Consider the following 13890-nt stretch of genomic DNA (forward strand, 5'->3'; position numbering starts at 1 on the left):
CCTCCCCGTGTGATCATACCTGTACTTTGTTTCTCGTTTGCTGTTCCATGGCAATCGCCCGATTAATCGCATTTAAGAAAGCTTTTGCCGAAGCTTCCAAAACGTCCTGGGCAGATCCGCGGCCTCCGGATTCAAACTGCCCGTATTTGACTTTGACAAATGCGTCAGCCAGCGCATCCTGCCCGGAGCCGACCGACTGCAGTTTATAGTCCTTCAATTCGATCGGGCCTTCAAACATCTTGCTGATTGTGTGGTAAATGGCTTCAACGCTGCCCGATCCTGTTCCGGCTTCTTCTGCCAGTTCCCCTTCAGGCGTTTTGATCCGGACAGTTGCCGTCGGGATGTTCAGCGTGCCGTACTGTACCTGCACGTTTTCCAGTTCATATTGCGGCGTATCCGCCACATCGGTTTGTTTATCGGCTAAAATCGCAAACAAATCATCGTCGGTGACTTCTTTTTTCTTGTCCGTTAACGCTTTGAAAGCTTTAAACGCTTCGTTCAGTTTTTCCTGGTCAAGGTCAAAGCCGAGCTCCGTCGCCCGTTCTTTGAAGGCATGGCGGCCGGAATGCTTGCCGAGCACTAGCCTGTTGCTGGAGAAACCGACCAGTTCCGGCGTAATGATTTCATAAGTCGAAGCTTCTTTTAACACGCCGTCCTGGTGAATACCGGATTCGTGGGCAAATGCATTGGCTCCGACAACCGCTTTATTGCCCGGAACGACCATACCCGTTAATTTGCTGACCAGCTGGCTCGTGCGTTTGATTTCGTTTAATTTCAGGCCGGTTGTTGCCTTGTAATAGTCTTGGCGGATGTGAAGGGCAACTGCGACTTCTTCGAGCGCCACATTACCGGCCCGTTCACCGATGCCGTTGATTGTCCCTTCCACCTGGAGGACGCCGTGTTCTACTGCCGAAAGCGTATTGGCTGTGGCCATCCCAAGATCGTCATGGCAATGGGCCGATAAAATGACTTTGTCAATATTCGGGACATGCTCGCGCACATAGTCGTACAGCGCGCCATACTCTTTCGGCGTCGTATAGCCGACTGTATCCGGAAGATTGATAACATTTGCGCCGGCATTGATCACTTCCGTAATGATGCGGACGAGAAAATCTTTATCAGACCTCGTTGCATCTTCCGCCGACCATTGCACAACCGGAAATTTTTGTTTTGCATATTTTACGGCTTCGACTGAATCGTAAACGACTTCATCCGGGGTTTTTCTCAGTTTGTACGTCATATGGATGGGCGAAGTTGCCAAAAAGACATGGATTCTCGGTTCAGCAGAGTGCTTTAAAGCGTCCCAGGCCGCATCAATATCGCGTTGGTTTGCCCTTGCCAGTCCCGTAACAGAGCTGTTTTTCACCGTTTTTGCGATCGCTTCAACCGCTTGGAAATCCCCTTTGGAAGAGGCAGGAAACCCCGCCTCAATAATGTCTACTCCAAGCCTTTCCAACTGCTTTGCGATTTCGAGCTTTTCCGCCATATTCAGATTGACGCCTGCGGATTGTTCCCCATCCCTTAAAGTCGTGTCAAAAATATTAACCTTTCGCATTCACGACCACTTCCTTTTGCTTAATCGGATTTTTGACAAAAGGCATTAATTCACGCAGTTCTTCGCCTACTTTTTCGAGCGGATGATTTTGCTCGCGGGCATTGATGGCATTGAACATCGGCCTGTTCGCCTGGTTTTCAAGGAGCCAACCCTTTGCAAACGTGCCATTCTGGATATCTTTCAATACTTCTTTCATGCGCTGTTTCGTTTCTTCGTTTACGACCCTTGGCCCGGAGACAAAATCGCCCCACTGCGCCGTGTCGGAGATGGAATAGCGCATGTTTTTTAAGCCGCCTTCGTAGATCAGATCGACAATCAGCTTCATTTCATGGCAGACTTCAAAATAGGCAAGTTCCGGCTGATATCCGGCTTCTGTTAACGTTTCAAAGCCGGCTTTGATCAATGAGGTCAAACCGCCGCACAGCACAGCCTGTTCGCCAAACAAATCGGTTTCCGTTTCTTCTTTGAAGGTTGTTTCAAGCACACCGGCACGGGCAGACCCGATCCCTTTTGAATAAGCAAATGCCAGGTCTTTTGCATCACCGGTTACATCCTGATGGACAGCGACAAGCGCAGGCACCCCGGCCCCTTCTTCAAATGTACGCCTGACCAGATGCCCCGGTCCTTTAGGCGCAACCATAAAGACATCTACATTTTCAGGAGGGATAATTTGGGTAAAATGGATATTGAATCCGTGTGCGAATGCCAGTGCATTGCCCGCCTCAAGTCCTACTTCCACCTCTTCTTTATACACTTTCGTTTGCTGCTCATCCGGCAAGAGCATCATGATCACATCTGCTTCTTTAGCTGCTTCTTTAACAGATTTTACGGAAAAACCATCCTGTGCGGCACGTTCAAATGATCTGCCAGGTCTTACGCCCACTACAACATCAAAGCCGTTATCACGCAGGTTTTGCGCATGGGCATGGCCTTGCGAACCATAGCCGATAACCGCGATTTTCTTTCCCTTTAAAACGGCTTCCTGGATATCTTTGTCGTAATAAACTTTTGCCATTGTGAATCTCTCCTTTTTGAAAATTTTTTATTTTAATAGTGAATAAGAGCTGAGATCTGTTACTTGTTTTTGCGAGCCACGTAGGAATGCGGTCAGGCCGGTGCGGACCATTTCCTTGATGCCGTATGGTTTCAATAAATCAACAAGCGCCTCCACTTTTTCGCTGTCTCCGGTCACCTGGATCGTGACGCTTTCACGGCTCACATCAATGATCGATGCCCGGAAAGGTTCGACCAGTCCGCCGATTTCGCTTCTTGTCTGTGCGGTGCTTAATACTTTAATGAGGGCAAGCTCCCGCGAGACAATCGCCTGGTCCGTAATATCCTGAACCTTGATGACATCAATGAGCTTGTTCAGCTGTTTTGTCAGCTGTTCAGCCTGCCTGTCGTCTTCAACATTGACGACGATTGTCATCCGGGAAATGCCTTCCATTTCAGTGCGGCCCACCGTGATGCTGTCGATGTTAAACTGCCGCTTTGCGAGCACACCTGTAATTTTATTCAGCACGCCGCTCTGGTTTAACACGGTGGCTACAACAATTCTTTTCATGGCTTCACCCCCATCATTTCATGCAGCCCTTTGCCCGGCGCCACCATCGGAAACACCGCTTCAAGCCTTTTCACCCGGCAGTCGACAAGTACGGCTTCATCATCCTGCAGCACCTTTTTAAGCGCAAGCTCAAGTTCTTCATTGTTTGTGGCGCGGATGCCCCCGATGCCGTAACTTTCTGCAAGCTTTACAAAGTCGGGCTGTACCGGAATGGTCGAGTATGAATACCGTTCTTCATAAAACGATTTCTGCCATTGGCGCACCATCCCGAGATATTGATTGTTGACAATGAAAATTTTAAGCGGCAGATTCAATTCTTTTACAACCGCAAGCTCCTGCAGCGTCATTTGGAAACCGCCGTCTCCGACAATTGCAACAACTTTTTCGTCCGGACAGGCAATTTGTGCGCCGATCGCTGCCGGGAACCCGAATCCCATCGTGCCGAGCCCGCCTGATGTAATCCATTTGTGCGGCTTTTCAAAACCGTAGTATTGCGCTGCCCACATTTGGTGCTGGCCGACATCAGTGGAAACAATCGCATCTCCGTTTGTATAATGATGGATTCTTTTAATGACATGTTGTGGGGACAGCTCCTCATCGTTATCTTCATACCAAAGCGGGTAATTTTCGGCGTATTCCTTCACATGTTGGACCCATTCATCTGTGCCGTTGTTTTGCAGATCTTCAGCACAAATTTTCAGTAGTGCTTCTTTTGCATCCGATACGATCGGGATGTCTGTTTTTACGTTTTTGCCGATTTCAGCCGGGTCGATATCAATGTGGACCACCCTTGCATTCGGGGCAAAATGGGCTAAATTACCGGTAAGCCTGTCATCGAATCTGGCCCCGATATTAATCAAGAGGTCGCATTCGCATATCGCCATATTTGCCGCGTATGTCCCGTGCATGCCGCCCATTCCGAGAAAGAGCGGATGGCTAAACGGAAAACTTCCAAGGCCGAGCAGCGTATTGACAACCGGAATATGGCATTTTTCCGCAAATTTGATTAAAAGATCGGACGCCTTCGCATGCAGGATTCCCGCGCCTGCCAAAATGACCGGTTTGCTGGAATAAGAGACGGCTTCCATCAGCTTTTTAATTTGGAGCGGATTCGGGTAAAAATTCGGCTGGTATCCCGGCAAGTAGACTTCCGGGCCTTCGCCTAATTCCACCGTTCCCTGCTGGATATTTTTCGGAATATCGACGACAACCGGGCCCGGCCTTCCGGATTTCGCAATATGAAAAGCTTCTTTCACGACACGGGGCAAATCCCGCAAATCGCGCACCTGGTAATTATGTTTTGTAATCGGCGCCGTCATGCCGATGACATCGGCTTCCTGGAAAGCGTCGGATCCGATAACGGAAGTTGCAACCTGTCCGGTAAATACAACAAGCGGAAGCGAATCCATCATGGCATCCGCAATGCCGGTAATTAAGTTTGTTGCCCCCGGCCCTGACGTTGCAATGACGACACCCGGTTTTCCGGTAACACGCGCGTAGCCTTCCGCCGCATGAATGGCGCCCTGCTCGTGCCGGGTAAGGATATGCCTGATCGGTTTATCGTAAAGCGCATCGTAGATCGGCAATACCGCACCCCCCGGATAACCGAACATCACTTCGACCCCTTCATTGATCAGTAACTGGACAAGCGCTTCAGCACCACTACATTCCGCTGTTTTCACATTGCCATCCATTCTTGCTTTCGCACACACAATTTAACCTCCTATTCTGAAATACGCAGGCTCATTCGCTTTACTGTGATCTATCCCAATAAAAAATGCCTTTTCTCCTTGAAACCGGCAAATCGGATTTTGCCGGTTTTGCAGGGATGAAAAGGCAACTTTTCATGGTACCACCCAACTTCACGGCGTTCTTGCAAACGCCGCCTCATGCAGCATTCCTTACAGAATGTTGCTTTTTGTAACAAGTCGCCCACACCCGGCAGCCGACTCGGCAAACCCTAATAGGCAAAAAGCCGTTCAGATCCGCACTCAGAGGCGATGTCATGATTGGGGTATTGCCGGGCTCCCAGCATCCCCGGCTCTCTGAAAATACCTGATCCAATCACTTTGTCCCCGTCAACGTTTTTTGCGGTAATCCAATTTTCAAAACCCCGCCCGTATTGGCGGAAGTAACCAATGCAGAATACCTAGCCAAATATCCGCGAGTAATTTTCGGATCCGGCTGCACCCAATTTTGTCTTCTCCGCTGTAGCACTTCTTCAGGCACATGCAGTTCAATGCTTCTGTTGATTAAATCAATGGTGATTTGGTCGCCGTTTTCGACATAAGCGATCGGGCCGCCTTCTGCCGCTTCCGGAGAAATATGCCCGACGCAGATTCCGCGCGTCGCCCCGGAAAATCTCCCGTCCGTAATCAAAGCAACTGTCTTACCAAGTCCCCGGCCCATAATGGATGAAGTTGGCGCAAGCATTTCCGGCATACCCGGCCCGCCTTTAGGCCCTTCATAACGGATGACAACGACATGCCCTTCACGGACCATCCCGCTGTCGATCCCGGCCTGGGCTTCTTCCTGGGAGTCGAATACAATCGCCTCCCCGGTAAAGGTTTTAATGGACGGATCAACGGCACCAACTTTGATAACTGCTCCATCCGGAGCCAAGTTTCCGTACAGGATCGACAAGCCGCCGACAGGGCTGTACGGATTTTCTTTTGGCCTGATCACTTCCAAGTTTAAAATTTTCGCATCTTTCACATTTTCATAGATGGATTTTCCCGTAATGGTCAGCCGATCCGGATGAATGGCGCCTTCAATTTTGCAAAGTTCATGGATAATGGCGCTAATGCCGCCTGCGAGATGCACGTCATGCATCGAATAATCCGAGGCCGGCATAATTTTTGCCAGGTACGGTACCCTTTTGGCCACTTCGTTGATGCGTTCCAAATCATAGTCAATCCCTGCTTCATGGGCAATTGCCAGCGTATGTAGCACTGTATTGGTTGAACCGCCCATCGCCATATCAAGCGCGAACGCATCGTCAATTGCTTCTTCTGTCACAATATCGCGCGGGCGGATATCATTTTTAATGCAATTCATTAAATACTGGACAGCTTCCCGGATGATGCGGTGCCGTTCTTCCGACGTGGCAACGATCGTTGCATTGCCCGGTGGAGTAAGCCCAAGCATTTCCATTAAAGAATTCATTGAGTTTGCCGTGAACATCCCTGAACACGACCCGCAAGTCGGGCAGGCGCTCGTTTCCAGCATTCTCAATTCATCGTAACTGATTTTTCCGGATTTATGGGCACCGACGCCTTCGAAAACCGACGTCAGGGAAAGCTGTCTTCCATCCGGTGAGACCCCCGCTTCCATCGGGCCTCCCGAGACAAATACCGCGGGAACATTCGTCCTTACTGCCGCCATCAACATACCCGGCGTAATTTTATCGCAGTTTGGAATAAAAAATACCCCGTCAAACCAGTGCGCGTTGATGACTGTTTCGGCACTGTCGGCAATCAACTCGCGGCTTGGCAGCGAATACCGCATCCCGATATGCCCCATCGCAATGCCGTCATCAACCCCGATTGTGTTGAATTCAAACGGGACGCCACCCGCTTCCCTGATCGCCTCTTTTACGACTTCTGCAAACTTGTTTAGATGCTTATGCCCCGGGATAATATCAATATAGGAATTGCACACCCCGATGAAAGGTTTATCAAAATCTTCCGTTTTCAGTCCTGCCGCATACAGCAAACTGCGATGCGGGGCCCGGTCGATCCCTTTTTTGATCATGTCGCTTCGCATTCCATCACTCCCATTCCATCACCTTCAGGGGGCTTTTTTCCGCCCGCTGCGCCAAGTTTCTGCGATATTGTGCTTGAGCGAATTTTTAATATTCTTTAATTGTTGTCAATCATACGACTTTTAGGCGCAGAGGTCAACCCTTTTCCGTGAACTTTTTTGACAATTTTGATTTAAAAATTCATTTTCCCATTAAATATTGATGAGCATGAAATCCACTCCTGCCCGAGAGATCCCGCGCCACCGCTCTCCCGCTTACGCCCGGCAAATGGCGCGATCAACCAAAAAAATTTAACAGAAAAAATTTCTCTTACGCTGTTGACAGAAGGAATGTTCAGTGATAATCTTATTTTCAAACAATACAAAAAACAAAGTCGAGGACGGGAAGAGTAAGTTTGGGACTTGTTCCCCAGAGAGTTGGCATATTGCTGAAAGCCAATGTTCAAGCCCATTCCGAAGATCATCCCCGAGATGCAAAGCTGAAATTGCAGTAAGCTTTGACGGCAATTCCCCCGTTAGTTGAGGAACACGTATGATTGTACGTTGATGAGGTGCCGCATATTGTAATGCGGAATGAGGGTGGTAACGCGAGTAAACTCGTCCCTTTATCGGGGCGGGTTTTTTTATTTTCCAATACATTTCACATCAAAAGGAGTAGACAGATATGAAACGAAACGAAACATTATTTATCGGCTTTATGTTATTTTCCATGTTTTTCGGGGCCGGGAATTTAATCTTCCCTCCATTTCTCGGCGTCCAGTCGGGAACATCCTATTGGCCGGCGATGGCGGGCTTTATTGTAACCGGCGTCGGGCTTCCGGTTCTGGTTATCGCTACGGTATCGGTTGTTGACGGCGGCATCCAGGCGATCGGGAACCGTGTCCACCCGCTTTTCAGTACCGTTTTTACTGTCATTGTCTATTTATGCATCGGGCCGTTTTTGGCGATCCCGCGCAATGCAAACGTTGCTTACGAAATGGGTGTTAAACCGTTCCTTCCCGCTTCCGTCCAAAGTTCGCCTGTTGCTTTGCTGTTGTTCAGCGTAGTATTTTTCCTGCTTGTCTACCTGGTCAGTTTAAATCCGGAAAAAATGTCAAAATACCTCGGACGCTGGATTACGCCGGTATTGCTTGTAGCCATGGTGGTCCTTTGCGCTGTCGGCTTCTTTAAACTCGCGGGGCACCCACTCCAGGCACCGGCTGTGGATTATCAAACTGGTTCTTTCTTTAAAGGGTTTATTAACGGGTACTCCACGATGGATGCACTGGCTTCTCTGGCCTTCGGCATCGTCATTTTAACAGCGGTCAAACACCGTGGTGTGTCCAATAGAAAACAGATGACAGCTTATACATTAAAAGCCGGGTTTATCGCCGGCGCAATCCTTGCTTTAGTGTATGTCGCCCTTGGATTTATCGGGGCAAAAATGGCATCCGCCGGCACTTTTCAAAACGGCACGGACGTATTAACCGCAGTTTCCACACTACTTTTCGGGGAAGCCGGAAAAGCGCTGCTCGGATTTATCTTTATGCTGGCCTGCTTCACAACAGTAGTTGGATTAACAACAGCATGCGGGGAGTATTTTTCAAATTTAATGCCGAAACTCAGCTATCATCAGGTGGTCATTGCCGTCACCCTTGTTGGTTTTACACTCTCGAATTTAGGCCTGAATTTGATTTTAAAATTTTCCGTACCTTTTTTGGAAATGGCCTATCCGATGACGATCGTGCTTGTTGTCCTGACGTTTTTCCATAAGCTTTTCCACGGTTCGAAAAAAGTGTACGGCTGCACATTGTTATTTACTGGCGTCTTTGCCGTCATCGAAGGGCTGGAAGGGTTCGGTATCCCGCTTGGCTTTGTACAGGCTTTCGCGCAAAAACTTCCGCTTGCCTCTGCTGGGCTGGAATGGGTCGTACCGGCACTTATTGGAGCTGCCGCCGGGCTTCTGCTAAGCAGGCTGGGGCACCATGCACCCGAGGCACAGCCGGTCCATTCAAAAGCAACGGAACAAAGCTTGTAACATGCCGCAAACGGCTGCTGCATTTATAGAATTTTAAAACCCCCGGGCCACTCCAAAATGGCCGCGGGGGTTTTAATACCCAGTTTCTTCTATAATATATATATCTTATAACAGTTGGATTTCCTTCTTTAATTCATCATATTTGAAATAGTCTTTTATGCCTGCTGCAAAGTTCCCTTCATTTCAGCCCTGTTATCAAAGGAAAGCTCCCTCATAACCATTTATTGCACAATTTCCGGGCGCAATCCGGTAATGACCATTTTGCAGCTCATCATTGAATTGCCGTCAATGATTTTAAAAATATGGTCAATGACATGCATTTCCATTTCCGAAATCCCGGAAAAATCCATAATCAGCGTTTGAATATGCAACCTGCCAACTTCCAGCAGCACTTTCTCTTCCCTATGAGCCCCTTTCTTCTTTACGAAGAATGCGTCCGCCTGTATTGATATTGTTTCCACTGATAGTGGATAAAGCACCCGATGCAGAAACCGAGGATCGCAATGAATGCAGCAAGTGCGACGAGAGCAGTAAACACATAGCCTGCAACGTTCCACCCGAGGCGAAAACTGATAAACCCGAGCGCCAGGCATGTTACGGCAATTTTTTGGTTAAATTGCTGCTGCTCCCAATCTTCCGGTATGTAGGCTTTCGGGTCTTTCCGCAAAAACAGCTTTGCCAGTTTCATCACCGGATTGAAGTGGAACAATAACCCTGCCAGGCCCGCAACGAGCGGAATCAACAAAAACCACTCCCGCCCGGACACCCAGGTTAAAACTACACTCAGCACAATCACCCATTGGTTTGCCCTTACCAATGGGCGAGGTATCGAACGCACCATTTCCGCCATTTAAACCCAACCTTTCCAATATAATTAATTTATTTAATGCTATATTAAGGGATTTTTTGTGTTTTGTATACTCTTTTGATTTCACCAGCTTCGACAATTGAAACCTTTTGTTTTATGATTCGTATAAAGAGAAGAAGGTACATTTATATTTTTGCTGGTAAAGGAGACAAATATGATGTCATCTTTGTCACAAGTATACAAGTTACTGCTTGGCTTAACGGAATTGTTTTTCGGCATCCCTTTTTTGGGCGGGGCGATTATTCTCGCTCATCTGTGGGCCCCGTTAGGCGGGTTGATTCTGCTCCATATCGTCGGTGCTGTGTTTGCTTATGCAGGCGGAAAAGCGGTTTGGGGACATGTATTCGGCATCATTGGAAACGTGCTGGCTTTTATTCCGGTTTTAGGCATGATTTTACACATTTGCATCGGATTGACCGTCTTTACCCAAGGACTGCGAAACACCTAATACGAAAAAGTCGCTTATAGAGAGCGGCTTTTTAAATGGCTGTTTTGCTTTCCGATTGTTCGGCTATATAGGCTGTAATTTTTCCCCACGCTTCCTGCGTTGCCAAAAAATCACTGTAATGCTGCTTTACTTGGCTGTGGTAATGTTCAAATTCCCGAAGCACGTCCATAAAATCACTGCGCCCAAAATACCGGCAAATTTTTGGCAGCGTCGCTTCGAGCCGGGCGCGCACTTTTTCAATTTTTTCTTCATACGTTTCCGGCTGGGTAATGTACAGGTAAAGCGGCTTATACCGGATCCAGCCGACGCACGCTTTATAAAAACGTTCGACAACCTGCTTTGTGTCCGCTTTTATATAGTTTAAATTTGTCGGCAGCACCCCGAGCAGCAGATGCTGGTAAGCGCCGAACCCGTCATGGAATGTATAGGCGGGGACACGCAAAACTTTCCGTTCACCCAGGCATGTACTTAAAAAAGTATCTTCGCCGCGCGCATTCGGGGGATTGTAAAACGGAAGCACGCGGGAAGGGTCCGTTAAATTCAGTGTCAAGTTCGAACCCGAAATGAATTTTGCCCGGTTCACTTCCTCCACTTCTTCCGCTTCGTCACTGATAAGGATGCTTGTATCGGCATACGTTACCCCGCCGTTTTCCATCACGCTTTTAATTGTATTCCAATTTACAATATCATTGCTCAAGGCTTCGATAAAGGTTCGGAGATCTTGTTCATTCAAATCTTCGTTGAAGGCAATGAAAGGGATCGGGGAAATATAGCCGCAGTGGTAACCATTTGTAATATCCGCCTCTCTGATGTGCTCCAAATGGGTCCGCAGCACCTGCTGGCCTCCCCAAACAGCATATTTCCTGCTTTTTGTAACGGCAACTGGATATTCATCGTCATCCAGAAAAATCAGATAGTCGATCCCGTTTTTTAATGCTTCGTAAACGACGATATTCCGTTTTGAAGCATATCCATCCCCAAACAACAAGCCGCCTTCTTTTTCCGAGATGATGCCGCGTAAAACAAGGTCTTCCATTTCTTTCCGTGTTTCCTCTTCCCCGATAAAACAGGCATGATCAATTTCTTCCATTATATCTGTATCTATATGTATAAAATCCTCCGGTTCGGCATTTTCATAGTTTAAGTCGTACGCAACAAACAGGCGCAGACGGATGCGGTCTATTTCCGTCAGTTCGGATTCTTTTAAATTATACATATAGGTTCTTAAAACATTCTTAAAACTTTTCCTTCCTGTTGCAAATCCAATACCAACTTTGATTCCCTCTGCCATTGCTCATTTCCTTTCCTGTCCTGAAATGTGAAAAACACTCTCTTTCCCTTATACCCCATTGCAAAGTGAAACAAAACCTGACATAACTTTCCCGGATTGTGGGTAAACTTCGAATGTGATTGGATCCGGGCTTATGGAACAAAAGTGAAAAATGGAAAAAAGGAGAAATACGATGGCTGAACAAATCCCAAATGAAAAAACAATAGATGATACAATTGACCTTTTGAAGGAAGGCTACCTCTATATTAAAAACCGGACGGATGAGTATCGGATAAATTTGTTTGAAACGCGCCTGCTTGGACAAAAAGCTGTCTGCATCAGCGGCGAAGAAGCGGTAAAAATTTTTTACGATCCGGAAAAATTCAAGCGGAACGGAGCTGCCCCGAAACGTGTACAGAAAACATTGTTCGGGGAAAATGCGATCCAGACATTGGACGGGAAAGAACATATCCGCCGAAAAGCTTTGTTTTTGTCGCTAATGGGGCCTGATGCACAGCAGCGACTCGCACAAATGGCAGCAGCGGAATGGGAAGCCTGCATCCCAAAATGGGAAAAAGCCGTCAGGATCGTATTATTTGATGAAGCAAAAAACCTTCTTTGCCGGGCCGCATGCCGCTGGGCCGGTGTGCCGCTCCGGGAAGAGGAGACCGGGAAACGGGCACAGGAATTTATGGATATGGTGTACGCTTTCGGGGCTGTTGGGCCGCGGCATTGGAAAGGAAGAATGGCAAGAACGAGCGCGGAAGACTGGGTACGCGGCATTATTGAAGATGTCCGTGCAGACAAAATAAAAGCCGAAGATGGTTCTGTTTTAAAGGAAATGGCACTGTACCGGGATAAAGACGGCCGGCAGCTCGATGCGCAAATAGCAGCCGTGGAACTGATCAATGTGCTCCGCCCGATCACCGCAATTGCCACCTTCATTACCTTTGCAGCCCTTTCCTTACTTGAGCATCCCCGCTATAAAGGGTGGTTAGAAGGCGGGGACGAACAACGCATCGAATGGTTTGCCCAGGAAGTCAGGCGTTTTTACCCATTCGGCCCTTTCTTAGGCGCAAAAGTCCGCAAAAATTTTACATGGAACGGCTATGAGTTTAAAAAAGGGCTGCTTGTGCTGCTCGATATGTACGGCACGAACCATGATGAAAAGATTTGGGGGGATCCTGATGTGTTTCGGCCGGAACGTTTCCGGGACTGGAACGGCAGCCTGTTTAATTTTATTCCCCACGGCGGTTCGGATCCGTCGAGAGGCCACCGCTGCCCAGGCGAAGGGATTACGCTGGAAATCATGAAAGCTACCCTTGATTTTCTTGTCAATAAAATTGATTATGATGTCCCGGCGCAAAATTTAAACATTCCGCTGAATAAAATCCCGACATTGCCGGAAAGCGGTTTTATCATACAAAATGTGAAAAAGAAAACGCCTGCCGTTTAATGGCGGGCGCTTTCTTTAAATCCGTCCAGTTTAGTCGTCGCTTCCCCAAATGCCGAGGATTTGCAAAATGTTAATAAACAGGTTTACAAAATCCAAATACAAATTTAAAGCCAAAAGCGGAACCATTTCCTCCGTTATACTGTGGTGCTTCATTTGGTTAAAGTCATATACAATATACAAGGAAAAAACAATTGCACCAATAAAGGAACACGCCAGCAGGCCGGTTGGAGTAAGCGGGCTGAAAATGCTGAAAATCCCGATGAAAATGAGCGCCAGCAATGCAACGAGCAATGCCGTGCTTAAAAAGCCGAGGTCCCTTTTTGTAACCGCGCCGATTGTACCCATGACGGCAAAAATGCCAAAGGTGGAACCGAAAGCGAGCAGTACCACTTCAGCTCCGGCCACGGATGCATAATAAGCAACGACAGGGTACGTCGTAATGCCGGATATAAACGTAAACGCATAGACAAATAAATAGCCGACGCTCTTCCGCCTTCTCAGCCAAAAAGCGGCAATGATCATGGCCACTTCCGCAACCATCAGCGGCATCATTAACCCCGGCGGCACGAATCTTCCCGTATATAAACCTGCTGTCGCAAACAGCAGCGAAACGGCAAATACCCAGAGCACTTTCTGGAACATCGACCTTTGCCTTGTTTGTAAGGCCTCCATAAAATCCCTCCTCTTTACTTACTATTTATTATATTTTTAACCGGCCCTATATTTCAATCTTTTGTACCCAATTTTACCGCCTATATTTTTAAAATTAAACTAATTTTCATCTTGACAAAATCACTTAAAACATTTAAAATGATAGTAAATTAAATAATTTTAAAAAAATTCTTATCCAGAGAGGTGGAGGGACTGGCCCTTTGAAGCCTCGGCAGCGGTCTTTTTGAAGAACTGTGCCAATTCCAGAAAGCAAATTGCTTGAAGATAAGAAGAGTATC

General features: G+C 47.6%; 12 protein-coding genes, 1 riboswitch and 1 other annotated feature. Of the genes, 3 read left to right on the forward strand and 9 right to left on the reverse strand.

The genetic code is table 11. The features are described from left to right. Positions 1–13: 13 nt before the first annotated feature. From GBH70_RS02990 to ilvD, 5 genes are all read right to left on the reverse strand, one after another. Positions 14–1555: a 2-isopropylmalate synthase gene (locus tag GBH70_RS02990; RefSeq protein ID WP_151679636.1), complete on the reverse strand. Its 1542-nt coding sequence runs from the start codon at positions 1553–1555 to the stop codon at positions 14–16. Continuing rightward, a complete protein-coding gene (gene ilvC / locus GBH70_RS02995; protein WP_151679637.1) occupies positions 1542–2570 on the reverse strand; it encodes a ketol-acid reductoisomerase in 1029 nt (342 codons plus the stop codon). Before ilvC ends, GBH70_RS02990 begins: the two co-directional genes overlap by 14 nt. 27 nt (positions 2571–2597) lie before the next feature. Then, positions 2598–3119 carry an acetolactate synthase small subunit gene (gene ilvN, locus GBH70_RS03000; RefSeq protein WP_151679638.1) on the reverse strand — a complete coding sequence of 174 codons (522 nt, stop codon included), beginning with the start codon at positions 3117–3119 and terminating at the stop codon, positions 2598–2600. Further along, on the reverse strand, positions 3116–4831 hold the full coding sequence (gene ilvB, locus GBH70_RS03005) for an acetolactate synthase large subunit (protein WP_151679639.1): 1716 nt from the start codon (positions 4829–4831) through the stop codon (positions 3116–3118). Before ilvB ends, ilvN begins: the two co-directional genes overlap by 4 nt. Positions 4832–5183: 352 nt before the next feature. Next, positions 5184–6884: a dihydroxy-acid dehydratase gene (gene ilvD / locus GBH70_RS03010; protein ID WP_151679640.1), complete on the reverse strand. Its 1701-nt coding sequence runs from the start codon at positions 6882–6884 to the stop codon at positions 5184–5186. A gap of 365 nt (positions 6885–7249) precedes the next feature. After that, positions 7250–7489 (forward strand) — a binding site (T-box leader). 56 nt (positions 7490–7545) lie between these two features. Here ilvD and brnQ point away from each other — a divergent pair. After that, complete coding sequence (gene brnQ, locus GBH70_RS03015; RefSeq protein ID WP_151679641.1) at positions 7546–8898, forward strand: branched-chain amino acid transport system II carrier protein; 1353 nt, start codon at positions 7546–7548, stop codon at positions 8896–8898. A gap of 221 nt (positions 8899–9119) precedes the next feature. On the opposite strand, the gene GBH70_RS17055 is transcribed toward brnQ, so the two are convergent. Together GBH70_RS17055 and GBH70_RS03025 are read right to left on the reverse strand one after the other, a co-directional pair. After that, complete coding sequence (locus GBH70_RS17055; protein WP_253693388.1) at positions 9120–9290, reverse strand: STAS domain-containing protein; 171 nt, start codon at positions 9288–9290, stop codon at positions 9120–9122. A gap of 29 nt (positions 9291–9319) precedes the next feature. Further along, complete coding sequence (locus GBH70_RS03025) at positions 9320–9748, reverse strand: DUF4395 domain-containing protein (RefSeq protein WP_151679642.1); 429 nt, start codon at positions 9746–9748, stop codon at positions 9320–9322. A 175-nt stretch (positions 9749–9923) separates the two neighbouring features. Here GBH70_RS03025 and GBH70_RS03030 point away from each other — a divergent pair, with 175 nt between their 5' ends. Beyond that, entirely contained in the window at positions 9924–10214 is a 291-nt protein-coding gene (locus GBH70_RS03030; protein ID WP_151679643.1) for a hypothetical protein, read from the forward strand. Positions 10215–10245: 31 nt separating this feature from the next. On the opposite strand, the gene GBH70_RS03035 is transcribed toward GBH70_RS03030, so the two are convergent. Further along, on the reverse strand, positions 10246–11505 hold the full coding sequence (locus GBH70_RS03035; protein WP_151679644.1) for a hypothetical protein: 1260 nt from the start codon (positions 11503–11505) through the stop codon (positions 10246–10248). Between the two features lie 172 nt (positions 11506–11677). Between GBH70_RS03035 and cypC the strand changes: the two genes are divergently transcribed. Further along, on the forward strand, positions 11678–12940 hold the full coding sequence (gene cypC / locus GBH70_RS03040) for a CYP152 family fatty-acid peroxygenase CypC (RefSeq protein ID WP_151679645.1): 1263 nt from the start codon (positions 11678–11680) through the stop codon (positions 12938–12940). Positions 12941–12970: 30 nt separating this feature from the next. Here the strand turns inward: cypC and GBH70_RS03045 are convergent, their stop codons facing one another. Beyond that, a complete protein-coding gene (locus GBH70_RS03045; protein ID WP_151679646.1) occupies positions 12971–13612 on the reverse strand; it encodes a Bax inhibitor-1/YccA family protein in 642 nt (213 codons plus the stop codon). Positions 13613–13780: 168 nt separating this feature from the next. Beyond that, positions 13781–13883, forward strand: a riboswitch (SAM riboswitch). Positions 13884–13890: the final 7 nt, after the last annotated feature.

It is taken from the genome of Weizmannia acidilactici (genome assembly GCF_008974225.1).
GTDB classification, from domain to species: domain Bacteria; phylum Bacillota; class Bacilli; order Bacillales; family Bacillaceae_C; genus Weizmannia; species Weizmannia acidilactici.